This is a genomic window from Mycolicibacterium elephantis DSM 44368 (assembly GCF_004014805.1).
GTDB lineage: Bacteria > Actinomycetota > Actinomycetes > Mycobacteriales > Mycobacteriaceae > Mycobacterium > Mycobacterium elephantis.
The window spans coordinates 1-18,492 of sequence record NZ_ATDN01000041.1 but is presented as its reverse complement, the minus strand read 5'-3'; the positions used below and the strand labels follow the sequence as shown (position 1 = coordinate 18,492).

Annotated in this window: 20 protein-coding genes and 1 pseudogene; 4 read left to right on the top strand and 17 right to left on the bottom strand. The window is 68.8% G+C overall.

Translation table 11 applies throughout. The features are described from left to right. Positions 1-50 precede the first annotated feature (50 nt). The 8 genes and pseudogenes from MELE44368_RS21505 to MELE44368_RS21470 form a co-directional block, all read right to left on the bottom strand. Positions 51-944: pseudogene (locus tag MELE44368_RS21505) on the bottom strand (NAD-dependent epimerase/dehydratase family protein); the annotation flags it as partial. A gap of 31 nt (positions 945-975) precedes the next feature. Continuing rightward, positions 976-1,077, bottom strand: a complete 102-nt coding sequence (locus tag MELE44368_RS21500; protein ID WP_003402602.1) for a 30S ribosomal protein bS22 — start codon at positions 1,075-1,077, stop codon at positions 976-978. 77 nt (positions 1,078-1,154) lie between these two features. Beyond that, positions 1,155-1,418, bottom strand: coding sequence for a helix-turn-helix domain-containing protein (locus MELE44368_RS21495; RefSeq protein WP_046752438.1), 264 nt, complete (start codon positions 1,416-1,418; stop codon positions 1,155-1,157). Positions 1,419-1,559: 141 nt separating this feature from the next. Then, on the bottom strand, positions 1,560-2,432 hold the full coding sequence (proC, locus tag MELE44368_RS21490; RefSeq protein WP_128110369.1) for a pyrroline-5-carboxylate reductase: 873 nt from the start codon (positions 2,430-2,432) through the stop codon (positions 1,560-1,562). Positions 2,433-2,461: 29 nt separating this feature from the next. Then, a complete protein-coding gene (locus tag MELE44368_RS21485; protein WP_128110368.1) occupies positions 2,462-3,274 on the bottom strand; it encodes a thioesterase family protein in 813 nt (270 codons plus the stop codon). Between the two features lie 26 nt (positions 3,275-3,300). Beyond that, on the bottom strand, positions 3,301-4,146 hold the full coding sequence (locus MELE44368_RS21480) for a sugar phosphate isomerase/epimerase family protein (RefSeq protein WP_128110367.1): 846 nt from the start codon (positions 4,144-4,146) through the stop codon (positions 3,301-3,303). Between the two features lie 28 nt (positions 4,147-4,174). After that, entirely contained in the window at positions 4,175-5,284 is a 1,110-nt protein-coding gene (locus tag MELE44368_RS21475; protein ID WP_128110366.1) for an Rv0497 family membrane protein, read from the bottom strand. Between the two features lie 26 nt (positions 5,285-5,310). Further along, entirely contained in the window at positions 5,311-6,309 is a 999-nt protein-coding gene (locus MELE44368_RS21470; RefSeq protein ID WP_164890192.1) for a Ppx/GppA family phosphatase, read from the bottom strand. Positions 6,310-6,341: 32 nt separating this feature from the next. Here MELE44368_RS21470 and MELE44368_RS21465 point away from each other — a divergent pair, with 32 nt between their 5' ends. Further along, complete coding sequence (locus MELE44368_RS21465; protein WP_128110365.1) at positions 6,342-7,118, top strand: DUF3109 family protein; 777 nt, start codon at positions 6,342-6,344, stop codon at positions 7,116-7,118. A 51-nt stretch (positions 7,119-7,169) separates the two neighbouring features. Here the strand turns inward: MELE44368_RS21465 and MELE44368_RS21460 are convergent, their stop codons facing one another. The 6 genes from MELE44368_RS21460 to MELE44368_RS21435 form a co-directional block, all read right to left on the bottom strand. Continuing rightward, positions 7,170-7,856, bottom strand: a complete 687-nt coding sequence (locus MELE44368_RS21460) for a response regulator (RefSeq protein ID WP_128110364.1) — start codon at positions 7,854-7,856, stop codon at positions 7,170-7,172. 9 nt (positions 7,857-7,865) lie between these two features. Continuing rightward, entirely contained in the window at positions 7,866-9,044 is a 1,179-nt protein-coding gene (locus tag MELE44368_RS21455; protein WP_128110363.1) for a sensor histidine kinase, read from the bottom strand. Positions 9,045-9,174: 130 nt separating this feature from the next. After that, positions 9,175-9,924, bottom strand: coding sequence for a phosphoglyceromutase (locus MELE44368_RS21450; RefSeq protein WP_128110362.1), 750 nt, complete (start codon positions 9,922-9,924; stop codon positions 9,175-9,177). Positions 9,925-9,982: 58 nt separating this feature from the next. Further along, positions 9,983-10,489 carry a type III secretion system chaperone family protein gene (locus MELE44368_RS21445; protein ID WP_128110361.1) on the bottom strand — a complete coding sequence of 169 codons (507 nt, stop codon included), beginning with the start codon at positions 10,487-10,489 and terminating at the stop codon, positions 9,983-9,985. Further along, the gene (gene mshA / locus MELE44368_RS21440; RefSeq protein ID WP_409366145.1) at positions 10,486-11,838 is read right to left on the bottom strand and encodes a D-inositol-3-phosphate glycosyltransferase; all 1,353 of its coding nucleotides are present in this window, start codon (positions 11,836-11,838) and stop codon (positions 10,486-10,488) included. Before mshA ends, MELE44368_RS21445 begins: the two co-directional genes overlap by 4 nt. A 38-nt stretch (positions 11,839-11,876) precedes the next feature. Further along, the gene (locus MELE44368_RS21435) at positions 11,877-13,139 is read right to left on the bottom strand and encodes an ROK family protein (protein ID WP_128110359.1); all 1,263 of its coding nucleotides are present in this window, start codon (positions 13,137-13,139) and stop codon (positions 11,877-11,879) included. Positions 13,140-13,306: 167 nt separating this feature from the next. On the opposite strand from MELE44368_RS21435, the gene MELE44368_RS21430 reads away from it, so the two are divergent. Beyond that, positions 13,307-14,056, top strand: coding sequence for an SDR family NAD(P)-dependent oxidoreductase (locus MELE44368_RS21430; RefSeq protein WP_046754232.1), 750 nt, complete (start codon positions 13,307-13,309; stop codon positions 14,054-14,056). 22 nt (positions 14,057-14,078) lie between these two features. Here the strand turns inward: MELE44368_RS21430 and MELE44368_RS21425 are convergent, their stop codons facing one another. Beyond that, a complete protein-coding gene (locus MELE44368_RS21425) occupies positions 14,079-15,365 on the bottom strand; it encodes a L,D-transpeptidase (protein WP_241566718.1) in 1,287 nt (428 codons plus the stop codon). A 15-nt stretch (positions 15,366-15,380) separates the two neighbouring features. Continuing rightward, on the bottom strand, positions 15,381-16,436 hold the full coding sequence (locus MELE44368_RS21420; RefSeq protein WP_128110358.1) for a UDP-N-acetylmuramate dehydrogenase: 1,056 nt from the start codon (positions 16,434-16,436) through the stop codon (positions 15,381-15,383). A 26-nt stretch (positions 16,437-16,462) separates the two neighbouring features. On the opposite strand from MELE44368_RS21420, the gene MELE44368_RS21415 reads away from it, so the two are divergent. Then, entirely contained in the window at positions 16,463-16,975 is a 513-nt protein-coding gene (locus MELE44368_RS21415; protein ID WP_128110357.1) for a DUF2505 domain-containing protein, read from the top strand. Between the two features lie 22 nt (positions 16,976-16,997). After that, complete coding sequence (locus MELE44368_RS21410) at positions 16,998-17,510, top strand: DUF2505 domain-containing protein (RefSeq protein WP_206613828.1); 513 nt, start codon at positions 16,998-17,000, stop codon at positions 17,508-17,510. Here MELE44368_RS21410 and MELE44368_RS21405 read toward each other — a convergent pair. Continuing rightward, entirely contained in the window at positions 17,507-18,115 is a 609-nt protein-coding gene (locus MELE44368_RS21405) for a TetR/AcrR family transcriptional regulator (protein WP_128110371.1), read from the bottom strand. The genes MELE44368_RS21410 and MELE44368_RS21405 overlap by 4 nt on opposite strands. Positions 18,116-18,492: the final 377 nt, after the last annotated feature.

Here is an 18,492-nt window from a genome sequence, read left to right as displayed (position 1 = left end):
CCTCACCTACTTCCTCACGCCACGCCGTTCACAACCTGCCTGGTCATTACATCTAGCTCAGTGTAGCGAGTTGCGCGCCATAGCGAATCCGCAGCGGCCAGCACCGGCCGCGGCAACGGCAGGGGTATCCGGCCGGCCCGCCGGATCGCCTGGCTCATCATGATGATCCCGGCGGCGCCGATGTTGAACGTGCCCGGCTTGCCCGCCATCGTCGCCCGCTCCAGCGCGCCGAGCGCGTCCTGCTCGTGCAGCAACTGCAGCCGCGCGTCGTGCCCGGCGGCGGTCGGCACCACCGGCCCGGCCAGGTAGCGCGACAGCGCGGTGTCCATCGCCGGCCCGATCATGTTGGCCAGCCGCAGGATTGTCACGGTGATGTCGGTTCGGCGCCGGCCCAGGCCGCGGGCGTAACCCTCGATGTCGATGCTGTCGCGCGCGAACCCGTCGCGGGGCGGACGCCTGGCACTGCTGTCCTCGGTGAACATCACCGGGTCGTGCGCGCTGGCGCCGTACACCTCCGACGTCGACTTGAGGATCACCCGGCGCACGGACGGCGCCTTCTGGCAGGCGGCGAACAGTTGGATCGCGCCCATCACGTTGAGTTCCTTGAGCGTGGCCCGTCCGCCCGAGCGTGGGGCGTAGGAGGCCGCCGCCGCATGCACCACGGTGTCGACGTCGCCGTTGCGGATCACCTTGGCGATGAACGGGTTCCGGATGTCGGCGCGCACGAACTCGGCGCGGCCCATCCGGCGCAGTAGATCCTTGCTCGGCGCGATCGCGTCGACGGCGATGACATGGTTGATCAACGGGTTCTGCGCCAACCGGGCGGTCAGATATCCGCCCAGGAACCGGCACGCCCCGGTGACCAGTACGACCTTCGGATAGTGCACGCTGTCGCGTGACTCAGACCCGTCAGCGTGCCCGGAAGAGCGACCCTCGGAATCCATATCCGGTCAGCCTAGCGACCGCGGGCGAAACTTACTTGCCGAGCTTTCTGCGCTGCACCCGGGTGCGACGAAGCAGCTTACGGTGCTTCTTCTTCGACATCCGCTTGCGCCGCTTCTTGATGACTGAACCCATGAACTCCGCTACCTAGAGGTGTTGACTTGACCCGGTTACCTTACCGGGACCACCTCGGCGGACGGAAACGGCTCGGTTTAGCCGGCGTCGAAGTACGAGCTCTCCAACATGTCGTGGACAGCCTTGGCATGCACCCGGAACGAGCGGCCGACCCGCACGGCGGGCAGCTCTCCGTTGTGCACCAGCCGGTACACCGTCATCTTGCTGACCCTCATCAGGCTCGCCACTTCGGCGACGGTGAGAAATTGAGCTCGTGGCGGCTGGCTGTCGGCGGAGCCGGTGTCACGTGCCGACTTGCCACTAGCCGAATCCCGCGCCGATGGCCCGTTCATAGACGTCATCGCAACCCAATCATTCAGGCACGGGCCGTTCCAGCGGCTTCCCCTCCGCTGGCATCCCAACCCGTGCTTACAACGAGGAGAATAGCGTGGCTTGTGGGGTTACTGCGACGGGTGTGGGTTATTCGATCGGAATTCGTTGAATTACTCAGATGTAATTCCGAGCTGCTCAGAGCGTGTTTTCGCGGCGTCGACGGCGCTGGCCACCGCCGCCCGCAAACCACCCTTTTCGAGTTCCCGCAGACCAGCCGCGGTGGTACCGCCCGGCGAGGTAACGGTCGCGCGGAGCTCGGCGGCGGAGGTGTCCATGGCCGGACGCGCGCCCGCGTCGCCGCTCTTCTGGGTCTGGTCGAGGCGATCCAGCAACATCGCGGCCGACCCGGCCATGGTTTGCGCCACGAGTTCGGTGGCCACCGACCGCGACAACCCCGCGTTGACCCCGGCGTCCACCATCGCCTCGACCATCAGGAAGAAGTACGCCGGGCCCGACCCCGACAGCGCGGTGACCGCGTCGAGCTGCGATTCCGGCACGGTCAGCACGCCGCCGACGGCGTCGAAGATCGCCGACACCTCCTTGAGGTGCTCCGGCGTCGCGAACCGGCCCGGCGCCAGCGCGCTCACGCCCCCGCCGACCACCACCGGCGCGTTGGGCATCACCCGGATGACGGGCGCACCGGCGGGCAGCTTGTTCTCGAAGAAGGCCGTCGTCACACCCGCGGCGATCGTGACGAAAACCTGTTCGGCGGTGTCGCTTTCGGCCTGGGCCGCGGCTTCGGCGATCTCGGCGACCAGGCCCTCGACGTCGAACGGCTTCACCGCGACGATCACGTACGTCGCGGTGTCGACGGCGTCGGCGACCGTCGTCACCAGCACCGAGTGCTTCTCGGCCAGGTACTTCGCGCGGTCGGGGTCCTTCTCGGCGACCACCAGGTCCTTGACCTGCCGCCCGGCGCGCAGCAGCCCGGCCAACAGCGCCTCACCCATGCCTCCGCCACCGACGATCGCGATTCTCGCCATGCCGGAAAGCATTGCAGATGCGGTCCGGGCTACGCGCTCGGCACCATCGCGAGTTGGCGGGTCTGCACCACGATGTGGCCCTCGCAGTCGACGACGATGTGGTCCTCGTCGAACCAGTCCTGGCCGATCTGCACCGTCGTGCACAGCACGCGCAGCCAGCCGTCGGCCGGAATGGCGCGCAGGTAGGCCGTCAACTGCACCGTCGGCGCCCATCCGAACCGGTTGACGCCGAACGTCACCGGCGCCGACACGTCGCCGCACAGCAGGGCGAACAGCACGTCCGGCGCGGTGCCCTTGGGCCGCACCCAGTACTCGATGATCGGGGGGCCGCCGTCGGTGCGGGGCGTGAAGCTCGTCAGCGACGGGCGGATGTCGCAGCCCCGCGCCAGGTGGACGACGTCGGCCATGGGATGGCCCGGGCCGATCGGCTCCAGGCCGGGCGGTGGCTCGGGCTGCATCAGCGGGACGACCGGGTTCACCGACAGCAGCGGCGGGACGTGATGCTCGGGTTCGCCCAACGTGACCGCCGCGCGCACCGCCGTCCTGTCGCCCTGGTTCAGTTCCACGTCGACGAGGCTGACCCGCCGGCCGCGCTTGCGCACCGTCGTGACGACCCGCATGGGTCCGGGGTCCGGCGCCCACAGGAAGTTGCCCGACACCGCGATCGGCTCGACGCCGTCGCCGGCGTGCTCGGTGCGGGCCGCGTTCGCGCACAACGCCAGCATCGCCCCGCCGTGCACCTTGGGCCCGATCGTCCAGTGCTCGTTGAGCTCACCGTCGTACACGCCGTCGCCCACCTTGGTGAGGGCCATCGCGTCGGTGAACAGGGTGGAGCCGGACATGGGTGATTACCTCCGTCAGCGGGGGGTCAGCGCAACAGGTGCGCGCGGGCGAACTGCAGCGACTCCGTCAGCAGCGCCTCGCGTTCGGCAGCGGTCCGCGCGCCCGACGTGGTCACCTCAAGGATCACATGCCCGGAAAAGTCGCCGGCAGCCAGCATCTGGCAGATCTCGACGGTGGGCTGGGTGCCGTGGCCGGGCACCAGATGCTCGTCGGTGGACGCGCCGCTGCCGTCGCACAGGTGCAGGTGCACCAGCCCGTCGCCCATCCGGCGCGCCATGTCGATCGCGTCGGTGCCCGCCGTGGCGGTGTGGGACAGGTCGAGCGTGTAGTGGGCGTGATCGCCGTCCAGCGGGTCATAGGACGGGGCGAACGCCGAGATACCGGGTCCGGGCTTGCCGCCGCGCTTGCGCATCCGCTCGATCGACGTCTGCCCCGCGCCGAAGAACCGGTCGGCCCGGAACGGGAACATGTTCTCCACCGCGACCAGCACGTCGCTGGATGCCTCGAGCTCGGCGACCTGTTCGCTGAACCCCTCGGCATAGCGGCGCTGCCAGCGAAACGGCGGATGCACGACGACCGTCTGGGCGCCCAGTTCCTCCGCGGCGCGCACGCTGCGCTCGAGTTTTGGTATCGGGTTGGCGCCCCACACCCGCTGCGAGATCAGCAGGCAGGGCGCGTGCACCGACAGCACCGGCACCCCGTAGCGCTGCGACAGCTTCGCGACGGCCTTGACGTCCTGGCTGATCGTCTCGGCCCACACCATCAGCTCGACGCCGTCGTAGCCCAGCCGCGCGGCGTACTCGAACGCGGCCTCGGTTCTCAGCGGATAGACCGAGGCCGTCGACAGACCGACCTTGATGGCGGGGCGCACAGTGCTATCGGATTATTCGGCCGGCCGCCTAGCCCGACTGCAGCAGCGCCAACGGGCCCAACGTGACCAGGGCGCCGACGGCCACCGCGATCAGCGTGCTGCCGATGTCTTCGGTCTTGCGGACCACCCGCACACCCACGACGAGGCCCAGGATCACCAGCACCGACAGCACCAGCGCGACGATGTTGTTCCACTTCCACAGCTGGTCGAAGGCGATGAACAGGCCCGCGCCGAACGCGACGGCCACGATGCACTGCCCGACCACCCAGGCCGCCCGCAGGATCGACGACATCCGGGAGGGCGCGGCGGTGCCGACGTCTTCGTCGTGGTCCTCGTGGTCCTCGAGATCGATGTCCTCCGGGCCCGGACGCTTCTCGCGAAGGGTGAGGTCGTCATCGACCGTCGGGCCGTCGAACAACGTGTCATCGCCGGAGCGCAGGTACGACGGCAGCTCGTCCTCGTCGGCGACTTCGGCGGCCCTGTCCAGTTCGGCGACGTCGGTGTCGTCCTCGGCCGGCGCGTCGGTCCAGCCGATGAGCGGGTCGGGGCTCATCTGCTCGGCGTCCACCGCGGCGGCCGACGTGGGGCGCGACGTGACCGCCGAGCGCCGCGGTGGCGCGAAGAAGTCCAGGTCGGAGTCTTTCTCGCGGTGCTCGATGTAGGCCGTGTAGTCGGCCACGGCGCCCGCGTATTCATCGTCGACGTCCTCGTCCTCGATGGCCTCGGCCTCGGCGGTGACCTCGTCGATCTCGTCGATCTCGTCGATCTCGTCGATCTCGGTGGCCTCGGCCTCGTCCTGGGCAGCCACCTCGTCGACCTCGGCGGGCGCCTCCTCCTCGAGCGCCTCGACCTGCGCCTCGTCGGTTTCGGGCGCGGCCTTGGTCTCGACGTCCTGGTCGACGGCACCGTTGGTGTCGACGGCTTCGGTGTCCGCCGGTGCGGTTTCAGCGGTGTCGACGGTGTCGGGACGGACGATCGGGATCTCGCCGGTCAGCTCGGCGACCGTGATCGAGTCGGCGGAGCCGCGGCGTCGCCTGCGTCGGCCACCGACGGGTGGGGCACCGATCGTGCCGTTGCGCGCGAGCAACTCCGCAACCGAGATCGGTCGCGTGCTGCTGCTGTCCTCTGATCCTGTCATCGTCTGTCGCCTCTGGGCCTCGTCACCTATCGTCCAGCATCCTGACCGGACGTTTCCACCGAGACCGGATTCTCGGTATCGCCGATAAAGCCGCTACCGTTGGTTTCGCTGTCGAGTTTCCGCAGAATCAGCCCTTCCCGCAACGCCCACGGGCAGATGTCCACGGTCTCCACAGCAAGCGCGTTCATGCTTGCCTCGGCCACCAACGCCCCGGCCACGATCTGCGGCGCCCGGTCGCTGCTCACCCCTTCCAACTCCGCTCGGTCAGCAGCGGTCATCCTAGAGATGAAAGCTATGAGCTGCCTAAGGCCGGTCGCCGTCAGGGTTCGTTTCACCCTCGGCCCTGCTCCTGAGGGTGCCGCGCCGGTCAGCCGGGCCAGCGAGCGGAACGTCTTGGAGGTCGCCACGGTCAGGTCGGGGGCACCGGCCTTGACCACCTCGGCGCCGGCGTCGGCGAGCTCGGTGGCCAGCCAGTCGCGCAGCATCGCGACCCGGCGCCGGCCCGGCGGGTCGTCGGGTAGCCACTCGCGGGTCAGCCGGCCCGCGCCCAGCGGCAGCGACAGCGCCACCTCCGGCTCCTCGTCCACGCCGTTGCACAGTTCCAGCGAGCCGCCGCCGATGTCGATGTTGACGATGCGCCCGGCGCTCCAGCCGTACCAGCGACGCACCGCCAGAAAGGTCAGCCGGGACTCGTCGACGCCGCTGAGCACCTTGAGCTCCACCCCGGTCTCGGCCTGCACCCGCGCGAGCACGGCGTCGGAGTTGGTCGCGTCCCGGACGGCGGAGGTGGCGAACGCCATCAGCTCCGCGCATCCGGAGCTGGCGGCGATCTTGGCGAACTCGTCGACGGTGCGGACCAACTTGTCGGCGCACTTGCGGGTCAGGTTGCCGGACTGGTCCATCGATTCGGCGAGCCGCAGCGACGCCTTGGTGGAACTCATCGGCGTCGGATGCCCACCACGGCGTGCATCCACCACCAGAAGGTGAACCGTGTTGCTGCCCACGTCGAGCACGCCTAATCGCACTCTCCCAACTTAATCGGTCTACCGTTGGATACGTGACTGGCACGCATCCCGGAGAGGTCGAACTCGATTTCGCCCGTGAGTGGGTCGAGTTCTACGACCCCGACAACCCCGAGCATCTGATTGCCGCCGACATGACGTGGCTGTTGTCGCGCTGGACGTGTGTGTTCGGCACGCCGGCGTGCAAGGGCACGGTGGCCGGCCGCCCGGACGACGGGTGCTGTTCGCACGGCGCGTTCTTGTCCGACGACGACGACCGTGCCCGCCTCGACGACGCCGTCGAGCAGCTGACCGACGAGGACTGGCAGTTCCGGGACAAGGGCCTGGGCAAGAAGGGCTACCTCGAAATGGACGAGTACGACGGCGAACCCAACCTGCGCACCCGAAAATACAAGGGCGCCTGCATCTTTCTGAACCGGCCGGGGTTTCCCGGCGGGATCGGGTGTGCGCTGCACAGCAAGGCGTTGAAGCTGGGCGTCGAGCCGTTGACGATGAAGCCCGACGTGTGCTGGCAGCTGCCGATCCGGCGGGTGCAGGAATGGGTCGAGCGCCCGGACGGCTCGGAGATCCTGAAGTCCTGGATCACCGAGTACGACCGCAGAGCCTGGGGCGAGGGCGGAGCGGACCTGCACTGGTACTGCACCGGCGACCCGGCCGCGCACGTCGGCACCAAACAGGTGTGGGAGTCCTACGCCCCCGAGCTCACCGAACTGCTCGGCGAGAAGGCCTACGCCGAGCTGGCCGCGATGTGCAAGCGGCGCAGCGCGTTGGGGCTGATCGCGATCCACCCCGCGACCCGCGCTGCCGAATAGGGATTTCGGCGTATTTCGTCACGGTCAGCGTGACAAACCACGCCGAAATCGCTAGCCCTCGAGCTTGTAGCCGAGGCCGCGCACCGTGACCAGGTGCACCGGGTTCGCGGGGTCGGCCTCGATCTTGGACCGCAGTCGCTTCACGTGCACGTCAAGGGTTTTGGTGTCGCCGACGTAGTCCGCACCCCACACCCGATCGATCAGCTGGCCGCGGGTCAGCACCCGCCCGCTGTTGCGCAGCAGATATTCGAGCAGGTCGAACTCTTTGAGCGGCAACGTGACCGTCTCTCCGTTGACGGTGACCACGTGGCGTTCGACGTCCATCCGGATCGGCCCGGCCTCCAGCACGCCGTCGCCGACGCCGTTGTCGTCGGTCTCGGCGCCGCGGCGCAGCACCGCGCGGATACGCGCGATCAGCTCCCGCGCCGAGTACGGCTTGGTGATGTAGTCGTCGGCGCCGAGTTCCAGGCCGACCACCTTGTCGATCTCACTGTCGCGGGCGGTCACCATGATGACCGGAACGCTTGAGCGCGAACGCAATTGCCTGCACACGTCGGTCCCGCTCATCCCCGGCAGCATCAGGTCGAGCAGCACGATGTCGGCGCCGGCCCGCTCGAACTCGGCCAGCGCCGAAGGGCCGTCGGCCACCACGGTGGCCTCGAAGCCCTCCTTGCGGAGCAGAAAGGCCAGGGGATCAGCCAAGGACTCCTCGTCCTCCACGATCAACACGCTGGTCATTTTGTTTCGCTAGTCCTCTCGTTCGCGTTGCGCATCTTCGTCGGCTTGGGGATATGCCGGAATCGACAGGGTGAACGTCGATCCCGTGCCGGGCCGGCTCCACAACCGGATGGACCCGTTGTGGTTGGCGGCGACGTGTTTGACGATGGCGAGCCCTAGGCCGGTGCCGCCGGTGGCCCGTGAGCGTGCCTTGTCCACCCGGAAGAAGCGTTCGAAAACTCGCTCCTGGTCTTCCGGGGCGATGCCGATTCCGCGGTCGGTGACCGCGATCTCGATGTGGTCATCGCGTCGGCGTCGGCTGATCGACACCGAAGATCCGTTGGGCGAGTAGGCGATTGCGTTGGAGACCAGGTTGGCCACCGCGGTGACCAGCAGCGGCTGATCGCCAAGGACCTGATAGCCGGTCGGCGCGTCAGTGGTGATCGCGATGTCGGCGTTGTCGGCCACCACCTTGTAACGCGACAGCGCCTCGGATACCACGGTGTCGACGTCGACGGCTCCCAGGTCGGGCAGTCGTTCGGCGCCCTGCAGCCGCGACAGTTCGATCAGCTCGCCGACCATGTTCGCCAGCCGGTGCGATTCGGCCAGCATCTTCTCGGCGAAATGGCGTGCCGTCTCGGGGTCGTCTGCGGACGCCAGCAGCGCCTCGGCCAGCACGCTCATCGCGCCGACGGGGGTCTTGAGCTCGTGGCTGACATTGGCGACGAAATCCCTGCGGGTCGCTTCCATCCGCGCGTGCTCCGAGAGGTCGTCGACGTACACCACGGCGAACCGGCGATCCTCCTCGGTCAGCAGCCGCACATGGCCGCGGATGGACTGCACCGACCGTCCCGGGGTGCTGCGTTTGCGCGGCGACAGGTCGACCTCGGCGTCCTCCCCCGTGGCCAGCGTGCGTTCGGCGGCCAGCCACGCCCGGTCGTCGAGCAGTCGGTCGGTGACCAGGCCCAGCTCACGCGCGCGGCTGTTGGAGTAGACGACGTCACGGAAGGTGTCGACCAGGACGACGCCCACCGGAGATTGGGACAGCACGTGCTCGAGCATCTGCGAGACCGTGATGCCGGTCTGCTGGGCGACCTTGCGGCGCCGGCGCTCGATCCAGCGGGGAGCAAGGCCCGCCCCGAGCCCGACACCGATCACCAGTGCGAGCAGGGCCACCGCCGCGAGCAGTAGCGCCGATACGACACTCACGCGAAAAGCGTACGCATACCGTGAACGTCATCCCAGCAGCGTGCGGCGTAATCGCGATAAGTCACACAACAAATCTCAGGTGTTCGACCGCTGTTCACCGAATGTTTGCCCGAAACCGCCGGTCTGCGCGTTATTTGGCGCCTTGGGCTGCGACGGCGGCGGCGCCGGCCGCGGCGGCCTCGGGATCCAGGTACTGCCCGCCGATGATCGTCGGCTTGAGATCGGAATCCAGGTCGTAGCGCAACGGGATGCCGGTGGGGATGTTGAGGCCGACGACGTCCTCGTCGGACATGCCGTCGAGATGCTTCACCAGGGCGCGCAGCGAGTTGCCGTGCGCGGCGATCAGTACGGTCTTGCCCGCGCGCAGGTCGGGTTCGATCACCTCGGTGTAGTACGGCACGAACCGTTCGACGACGTCCTTGAGGCATTCGGTGCGCGGCGGGCCGCCGGGGATGTCGGCGTAGCGCGGATCGCCGTCCTGGCTGTAGGTGCTGCCGGGTTCGATCGGCGGCGGCGGGGTGTCATAGCTGCGCCGCCACGCCATGAACTGCTCTTCGCCGTACTTCTCCTTGGTCTCGGCCTTGTTCAGGCCCTGCAACGCGCCGTAGTGGCGCTCGTTGAGACGCCAATCGCGTTGCACCGGGATCCAGTGCCGGTCTGCCTTGTCCAGCGCGAGGTTGGCGGTGGTGATCGCCCGGCGCAGCAGCGACGTGTACAGCACGTCGGGCTGGCGGTCCAGCTCCTTGATCAACTCACCGGCACGGATGGCTTCGGCGCGCCCCTTGTCGGTCAGGTCGACGTCGACCCACCCGGTGAACAGGTTCTTGGCGTTCCATTCGCTTTCGCCGTGGCGCAGCAGGATGAGCGTGGAGTTTCCCATGGCAGAGAGCCTAGTCGGAGGCGAGACCGACGAAATGGCGGGATCTGGTCGCCCCAGATCAGTCGTCGTCGATGAGGTGCTCGAAGGCCTGCAAATTCTTCAGCGACTCGCCCCGCGACACCCGCCACTCCCACTCCTTCTGGATGGACGACCGGAATCCCAACTCCAGCAGGGTGTTGAAGTCCGAGTCGACGGCCTCGAGCACCTGGCCCAGCACCCGGTCGATCTCGTCGTGGGTGACCGCGTGCAGCGCCATCCGGCCGACCAGATAGATGTCGCCGACGTTGTCGAGGGTGTAGGCCACCCCGTACAGCTTGCGGTTGCGCTTGAGCAGGAACCGGTAGACGCCCTCGTGGTTCTCGTCGGGTTGGCGGCACACGAACGCCTCGATGCGCACCGAGTGCTCGCCGATGGACAGGATCGTGTTGGTCTTGAGACGACGCTCGCCGGGCAACTCGACGATGATCCCGGGCAGCCCGCCGTGGGCACCCTCGTGGCGGGTGCAGACCAGCTCGCTTTCCTTGCACGCGGCGACGATGATCTGCTCGGCCTCGGCGGGGTTCATGCCCGGACCCGCCGGCGGGAGAAGATGCGGCCGTTGCGCCGCGCTGCGGGCTGGTGGCGGGCGCGGTGGTCGCTGATCGCGCGACCGTAGCTGGCCAGCAGCGAGTCGACGGTGTGCGACCAGGAGAACGTCGCGGCGTGCGCGACGGCGGCAGGGCGCAGCGTGTCCGGGCCCCGGTCCAGCAGCGCGCCGATGGCCGCGGACCAGTCGTCGACGTCGTGGCTGTGCACCAGGGTGCCGGTGACGCCGTCGCGCACCGCGACGGGCAGCCCGCCGACCGCGGCCGCCACGACCGGGGTGCCGCATGCCTGCGCCTCGATGGCGACCAGGCCGAACGACTCCGAGTAACTCGGCACCGCGATCAGATCGGCGGCCCGGTACACGTTGACCAGCGATTCTCGGGACTGTGGCGGAAGGAACGTCACGCGATCGGCGATACCCAGGTCGTCGGCCAGCCGAATCAGCCCGTCGGGCGCCTGCAGCCCGGTGCCCGACGGCCCGCCGGCGATCAGCACCCGCACGCCCGGCAGCTTGGCCGCGGCGCGCAGCGCCAGGTCGGGCGCCTTGAGCGGTTGGATGCGCCCGACGAAACCCACCGTCGGCGCCTCGGGGTCCAGCCCCAGCGCGGCGCGGGCCGCGCGCCGGTCGCCGGGGGTGAACGTGTCCAGCTCGACGCCCGGGTGCACGACGTCGATGCGGGCCGGGTCCGCCCGATGTAGCGAAACCAGTTGCTGCGCTTCGATTTCGGTGTTGACGATCAACCGGTCGGCTTCGTCGACAACCTGCTGTTCGCCGACCGCGCGCAGCGGCGGTTCTGGTGCGTCACCTTCGGCCAGCGCGGCGTTCTTGACGGCGGCCAGCGTGTGCGCGGTGTGCACCAGCGGCACCGCCCAGCGGTCCCGTGCCAGCCAGCCGACCTGACCGGACAGCCAGTAGTGCGAGTGCACGATGTCGTAGTAGCCGGGTTCGTGGGTGGCCTCGGCGCGCAGCACGCCTGCGGTGAACGCGCACAGCTGGGTGGGCAGGTCGTACTTGTCCAAGCCCTCGAACGGCCCGGCCACGACGTTGCGCACGAGCACTCCGGGCGCCACCGCCACGACGGGCGCGTCGGCCGACGACGTGGCCCTGGTGAAGATCTCCACCTCGACGCCGCGGCGCGCCATCTGCAGCGCGGTCTGCAGCACATAGACGTTCATGCCGCCGGCGTCGCCCATGCCGGGTTGGGCCAACGGGGATGTGTGCACCGACAACACAGCGACACGCCTGGGAGCCAAGCGGCCGGCGACATCAGGCCGGGGAGCCGCGCGGCCGGCGACATCAGGCCGGGGCACATCCGTGGCTAGGCGCACACACTCATGTCTACACCGCCACGGCGAAAGACTTGGGATCAGGCGGTGGCGTCCCTGCGGCCGGCGCGCCGTATGGCGCCGATCGGGTCGGCGTACAGCCCCCCGAGGGAGACCACCCCCGCGCCCGCCTCCTGCACCCGGTTGCCGAACGCGGTCACCCGGATCTGGCGCGGAGGCAGCACAGAGCGCTGCGCGAACGCCTCCTCCACCAGGGCCATGCCCTCGGGGTACTGCGTGAACGCCTGACCGCCGACCACCAGGTCGTCGGGGTTGAGCATGTCGCGCAGCAGCGCCACCGCCTCGCCGAGCACCCGCGCCCGCTCGGCCAGCAGCTCCTGCGCCTGCGGGTGGTCCTGGCGCGCGGCCCGCAACAGCGCCTGCATCGTCGACCCCGGCCCCTGCGCGGGGATGATGCGCGCTCTACGGGCCGCGGTGAGCACCGCCTCGTCGCTGACCGTGGCCTCCAATTGCCCGCTGCCGCCGAGCAATTCGGATTGGGCGGGCAACGCGGCGATGGTGCCGGGCCCGCTGGTCGGCGAATGCACCCGCCCGCCGATCGACAGCGCGTAGCCGACGGTTTCGCGCGCATAGACGTAGAGGCTGGTCGATGTCGGCGAGGGCTGGCGGCGCACCCCGAGCAGCAGTTCGGCGCCGGCCATGGCGTCGACGTGGGAGGCGACCGAGACAGGCAGGCCGAGCGCCTCGGCCAGCACCGGCCCGACCGGCGCGTCGCTCCAACCGAGCCGAGGATGATCCAGCGTCCCCGCGGTGCTGTCGACGACGCCGCCCGCGGCCACGCCCACCCACAGCGGCCTGCGGCGGTGCCACCGGCTCAGGTAGCGGCGCGCGCTTTCGGCCAGGGCGGACACCGCGGCGGCCTGGGATCCGCGCGGTGTCGGCGTCTCGACCACGTCGAGGGTGCGGCCGAACAGGTCGGTGGCCACGATGCTGGTGGCGCGGGCGCCGATGTGGATGCCCAGCGTCAGGTAGGGCTCGTGGTTGACCTCCACGGGGACCCGCGGCCGGCCGACTGCGCCCGAGACCGCCAGATCGGCGCGTTCACGCAGCACACCGGCCTCGAGCAGCGCGGTCACCTGCCGGTTGACCGTGGCGATGCTCAGCTTGGTGTGTTGTGCGATGACGTCGCGGGCGATCGGGCCGCGCAGTCGTGCCGCGCCGAACACCGAGGCGGCCGCGGCGTCGGCGACCTTCAGCGACGGCGCGACGATGTGGTATCTGGTCAGCAGCGCGCGCTTGGTGTGAGCGACGGTCGGAGCCGGGCGAACGGTGGTGATGGTCATGGGGTGTCCTTCGGGAAGCCGGCGGGCGGGGATTTGGCCACCCCTGGCGACTCGTCAGGACATAGGAAGCGGTTCTGCGGAGTCGCTCAGGCGCGGCAGAGCGCGCGGCGACAACAACAGCTCCCGTACATACGGGGGAATTTAGCACGCCAACTAAGGTTGGGCAGATGATCGCACCACAGACCGCAAACCGGGTCGCGGTGGTCACCGGCGCCAGCGCCGGCATCGGCGAGGCGACCGCGAAAACCCTTGCCGCTCAGGGTTTTCATGTGGTCTGCGTGGCCCGCCGCGCGGACCGTGTCGAGGCGCTCGCGAAGGAGATCGGCGGCACCGCGAGTGTGACCGACGTCACTTCCGAGGAGGAGGTCTCGGCGCTGGCCGACAGCCTGCAGCGGGTCGATGTGCTGGTCAACAACGCCGGCGGGGCCCGCGGCCTGGAACCGGTCGCCGAGGCCGACATCGACAACTGGCGGTGGATGTGGGAGGCCAACGTGCTCGGCACGCTGCGGGTCACCCGGGCGCTGCTGCCGAAGCTGATCGACTCGGGCGACGGGCTGATCGTCACCGTCACCTCCATCGCGGCGTTCGAGACCTACGACGGCGGCTCCGGTTACACGTCGGCCAAGCACGCGCAGGGCGCGCTGCACCGCACGCTGCGCGGCGAGCTATTGGGAAAGCCGGTGCGGCTCACCGAGATCGCCCCGGGCATGGTGAAGACCGACTTCTCGCTGCGCCGGTTCGACGGGGATGAGGAACGGGCGGCCAAGGTGTACGAGGGTGTCACGCCGCTGGTCGCCGAGGACGTCGCCGAGGTGATCGGTTTCGTAGCCTCCCGCCCGTCGCACGTGAACCTGGACTCGATCGTGATCCGTCCGCGCGATCAGGCCACCGCCACCCGCTTCAACCGCCGCTCCTGAGTGATTTGTGTGCACAAACGGCTCAGCGGCCGGCCGGTTGCGGGGCGCCCGAGGGGGTGGCGGGCGCGTTGTAGGGGATCTCGTCGGGGGACGGCTCATCACTGAGCGCAGACATCGCCACCCACTCGTCCCACGGCACCACCCAGTCCCAGATGTCGCCGTCACTGTAGGACAACTCGATGCGGGTGCCGGTGACCTCGACCGGATCGCCGTATATTGCGCTGTGGAAGTACTGCTCGGCATCGCCCTCGGACAGGTTGATGCAGCCGTTGGTGACGTTGCTGCTGCCCTGCGAACCCAGGCTGGCCGGGTTGGCGTGGATGAACTCGCCGTTGTTGGAGATTCGCACGGCCCACCGCTCGTGGATGTTGGCGTAGCCGGCGGCCGGGTTGGTCATCCAGAAGTCCTCGTACTTCTCGGTGACGACGTGGATGCCGCTGCGGGTCACGTTGCGGTCCAGGTCACCCTCGCCGTAGCTGCACGCGAAGTCCATGATGACAGCGCCCTGCTCGTCGAGCACCTGAATCCGGTGCGACGGCGCGTGCGCCCGGACCACCTGGCGGCGACCGATCTCGAAGTGCAGCGTCGAATCCTGCGCACCGTAGGCGCCGTCGCCGAACGGCACACCGTACAGCCGGGCGTCGACGTCGACCTTGGTGCCCGGCGGGAAGTACTCCCTGGTGCGCCAATGCATGCGGGAGCCGCCGACCTCGTCGGGCAACCATGCCCAGCTGCCCTCGACGGGCGGATCGGTGGTCACCGTGACGGCTTTCTCGACCGACGCCTTGTCGCTGATCGAAGCGTCGAACTGCAGGATGATCGGCGCCGCCACCCCGACGACCTGACCGTCGGCGAGCTGGAACTGGCCGCTGACCTGTTTTGTCGGCGTCAGCGTGGTGAACGACCCCGACAGCGGCACGGCCTTGCCGTCGCGGCCGACCACCGAGCCGTCCCAGGTGTAGCGCACGCCGTAGCCGAGCGGCTCGGTGACGGTGAACGCGGTGCGGTCGCGGTTGAGGGTGCCAGCGACCACCTTGCCCTCCGGGTTGGTCAACGCGACCCGCTGGAACCAGCCGTCGGTGACCTCGGCACTGACCGGCGTGACCGGTGAGACGTCGGTGGCGGCGTCCTCCGGCTCGAACTTCACCGTCGGGGCTTCGGGTGCGGCCGCCTCGCCCGCCGTCGTGCCCGAGTCGCCGGCACAGGCCGCCAGCGCGCCGGGCGCGACAACGCCGACCACCAGGGCAGACAGGGCGCGACGCCGGCTGATCTGCGGCGGCCAGGCATCGAAAATCGGGCCAGGGCTCACGCGAACCCAGCGTACCTAGAGGCGGCAGCCGACCAGCGCAGGCTCAGGTGTGAGTTCGATCCCGAATGTGCTTCGCACGCCGTCGCGTACGGTCCGCGCCAGCGCGATCACGTCGGCGGTCGTCGCCGTGCCGCGGTTGGTGATCGCCAGCGCGTGCTTGGTCGACAGCCGGGCCGGGGCGCCCTCACCGGGATAGCCCTTCGCGAAGCCCGCACGCTCGACGAGCCAGCCGGCCGCCAGCTTCACCTTCTCCCCCGCCGGATAGTTGGGCACGGGCCCGTCGACGCTGTCGCGCAGCCGCTCGAACTCCGCGCGCGTCACCACGGGGTTGGTGAAGAACGACCCGACGCTCCAGGTGTCGTGGTCGGCCTCGTCGAGCACCATGCCCTTGCGGGCCCGCAACTCCAGCACCGTCTCGCGCACCCGCATCGGATCGGCGTGCGCTCCGGCCTCCACCTCCAACGCGGTGGCCAGCTCGCCGTAGCGCATCGGCGCGCTGCGGCCGTCGGCGCCCAACGCGAACTCCACCTCGAGCACGATCGCGTGCGACGAGTGCTTGAGGACGCTGGTGCGGTAACCGAACTGCAGCGCGTCCGGGCCGACCCACCGGTCTTCGCCGGTGCGGCGGTCCAGCAGTCGCACGCGCCGGATCGTGTCGGCGACCTCGGCGCCGTATGCGCCGACGTTCTGCACCGGGGTGGCGCCCGCCGAACCCGGTATGCCGGAAAGGCATTCGAGTCCGCCGAGGCCGTGCGCCAGCGATGTCACCACGACGTCGTCCCACACCGCGCCCGCTTCGGCGCGCAGCACGGTGTCCTCGACGGTGATTTCGGTGTTGGCGAGCAGGATGACGGTCAGGTCGGTGAGGTCGTCGGACAGCACGACGTTGGAGCCGCCGGCGAGCACCAGCGCGTCGTCATCGGGACCGAGGGCGCGCACGACGTCCACGACTTTCTGCGTGGTGTCGCACGTGATGAGCCGCTGCGCGACGCCACCGACGCGCAGCGTGGTCAACGGACCGAGCGGCACCGACTCCGCGACGGACGCGCCCCCTATGACCGATGTGACCACGGGCGGTAACGGTAGCGTGGCCAGCTATGCCGCGTTCATTCGACATGGCCGCCGAGTACGAGGGCGGCGTCGAACAGGTGCACCGTGCCTTCAGCGATGAGCGCTACTGGTTGGCGCGGTTGGCCGATTCCGGCGCCGACGACTACTCGCTGGATTCGATGGTCGTCGAGGACGACGGCGGCATCGACGTGGTCACCACCCAGACGCTGCGGGCCGACCGGCTGCCCGGTCTGGTGTCGCAGTTTCACAGGGGTGACCTGAGCTTCGTGCGCGAGGAGACGTGGGGCCCGGTGCGCGACGGGCGGGCCGACGCCACAGTCAAGGGCTCGATCGACGGTGCGCCTGCCAACCTCTCGGGCACCGCGGTGCTGGCGCCGGCAAGTTCAGGCCGCGGCTCGCGGCTCACGTTCAACGTGACGGTCGAGGTACGGGTGCCGTTGGTGGGCGGCAAGATCGAGAACTTCATCGGGTCGCAGCTGGTCGACCTGCTGATCGCCGAGCAACGCTTCACCACAGGATGGCTCACCGGAAACGCCTGATTCGTAAGTAAACTTTCGTTCCATGTCGCGCCGCATGGAGTACACCATCGGGTTCGACGTGCCCGCCGAGAAGATGTATCAGGACTTCACCAGCCGCGACTACTGGCAAAGCCTGATGGACGCCTATCGGCAAATGAGTCCCTCGGAGATCACGTCGTTCTCGTGCGATGAGCGGGGCACCGACATCGTGTTCGTCCAGGAGGTGCCGCGCTCGGAGCTACCTTCGATCGCGCGTTCGGTCGTGCCCTCCGACATGGTCATCACCCGCAAGCAGCATTTCGACCCGTTCGACCATGCGAAAAACCAGGCCAAGGGCAGTTACGCGGCGTCCATTCCGCGCGGGCCGGGCCGGTTCGGCGGGCAGTACTTCCTCACCGACACCGCCACCGGCAGCCAGTTGCGGTTGGCCAGCGTCTGCAAGGTGCGGATCCCGTTGATCGGCGGCGCGCTCGAGGACCTGATCCTGCACCACATCAAGTACCTCTTCGACGCCGAGGAGCAGTTCGCCGCCCAGTGGATCGCGAATCATCACTAGCCGGTGCTGCCGCCCAGGGCCGTCAGGCAGAACCGCCACAGTTGCTCCTTGACGACCTCGAGTTCCCCCTCGGCGGGCGCGGCGAACGCGTAGTAGTGGTAGACCGACCGCACGAGTTCGGTCATCAGCCATGAATCCCATTCGGGGTCAGGTGGATTCAGAAGGCCCGCTTCGATCGCGGCGTCGACTTCGCGGCGCACCAGGTCGACGAACGGCTTCTCGGCCTCTGCGAGTTCCTTCGGAAACTGCCGGTGCAGCCGCCAGCGCGTGGAGACAACGAACCGCGGCATCGCGGCGTCGCGATTGTCGCCGCCGAGCCGCTCCAGCGTCGAGGTGAGGTAGTAGCGCAGCCTGGCGAGAGGGTCAGGCAGTTCGGCGGCCTCGCGCGACCACCGGTCGACAGCCTCCGACATCGCGTCGCCGATCACCGCCAGCAGCAGCTCGTCCTTGCTGGCGAAGTAGCGGTAGAACGTCTGCAACGCGACGCCGGCTTCCGCGGCGAGTTCCTGGGTCGTGAAGTCGTCGCCCTTGGCGTCGATCAACTTTCTGGCCGCGTCCAGCATTTGACGAACCTGCTGGGCGATGCGTTGGCGGGACCGCTGCACAGCCGCCGAACGCTCGACCGCACGCTCTACCCAGGTCACCGGAAAACTCTATCGCCTTGCTGTCATGCTCAGCGCGTCTCCCCATCTAGCTGAGCGGCTCGGCTCGAGCTCGCACAGGGATTCATCCCCGCGCGCAATTACCGGGATAGTGCTGACAACGCATTTGGCCCTCGCCCCGAACCCATTTCGGCGCTGAGCCGCCGTGATTTGGCGAACGAGAACGTCAAACTGGTTGGGCGACGGCGCTGTCGATGGCCAACGGCGCCGGGCTTCTGCCACCTATCTCCGGCAGGGGTCGAAGTTGTTGGCCTCAAGCTTGTTGAGTTTGCGTTCGGTGTTGATGCGTGTGGTGGTTTCGGCGGCGCGGGTGCGTCGTC

What these genes read in the sequence shown, in the direction of transcription:
- MELE44368_RS21500 (WP_003402602.1), bottom strand. Translation starts at nt 1,077, where the DNA reads ATGGGTTCAGTCATCAAGAAGCGGCGCAAGCGGATGTCGAAGAAGAAG.
- MELE44368_RS21495 (WP_046752438.1), bottom strand. Translation starts at nt 1,418, where the DNA reads ATGACGTCTATGAACGGGCCATCGGCGCGGGATTCGGCTAGTGGCAAG.
- proC (WP_128110369.1), bottom strand. Translation starts at nt 2,432, where the DNA reads ATGGCGAGAATCGCGATCGTCGGTGGCGGAGGCATGGGTGAGGCGCTG.
- MELE44368_RS21485 (WP_128110368.1), bottom strand. Translation starts at nt 3,274, where the DNA reads ATGTCCGGCTCCACCCTGTTCACCGACGCGATGGCCCTCACCAAGGTG.
- MELE44368_RS21475 (WP_128110366.1), bottom strand. Translation starts at nt 5,284, where the DNA reads ATGACAGGATCAGAGGACAGCAGCAGCACGCGACCGATCTCGGTTGCG.
- MELE44368_RS21460 (WP_128110364.1), bottom strand. Translation starts at nt 7,856, where the DNA reads ATGACCAGCGTGTTGATCGTGGAGGACGAGGAGTCCTTGGCTGATCCC.
- MELE44368_RS21450 (WP_128110362.1), bottom strand. Translation starts at nt 9,924, where the DNA reads ATGGGAAACTCCACGCTCATCCTGCTGCGCCACGGCGAAAGCGAATGG.
- MELE44368_RS21445 (WP_128110361.1), bottom strand. Translation starts at nt 10,489, where the DNA reads ATGAACCCCGCCGAGGCCGAGCAGATCATCGTCGCCGCGTGCAAGGAA.
- MELE44368_RS21435 (WP_128110359.1), bottom strand. Translation starts at nt 13,139, where the DNA reads ATGACCATCACCACCGTTCGCCCGGCTCCGACCGTCGCTCACACCAAG.
- MELE44368_RS21430 (WP_046754232.1), top strand. Translation starts at nt 13,307, where the DNA reads ATGATCGCACCACAGACCGCAAACCGGGTCGCGGTGGTCACCGGCGCC.
- MELE44368_RS21415 (WP_128110357.1), top strand. Translation starts at nt 16,463, where the DNA reads ATGCCGCGTTCATTCGACATGGCCGCCGAGTACGAGGGCGGCGTCGAA.
- MELE44368_RS21410 (WP_206613828.1), top strand. Translation starts at nt 16,998, where the DNA reads ATGTCGCGCCGCATGGAGTACACCATCGGGTTCGACGTGCCCGCCGAG.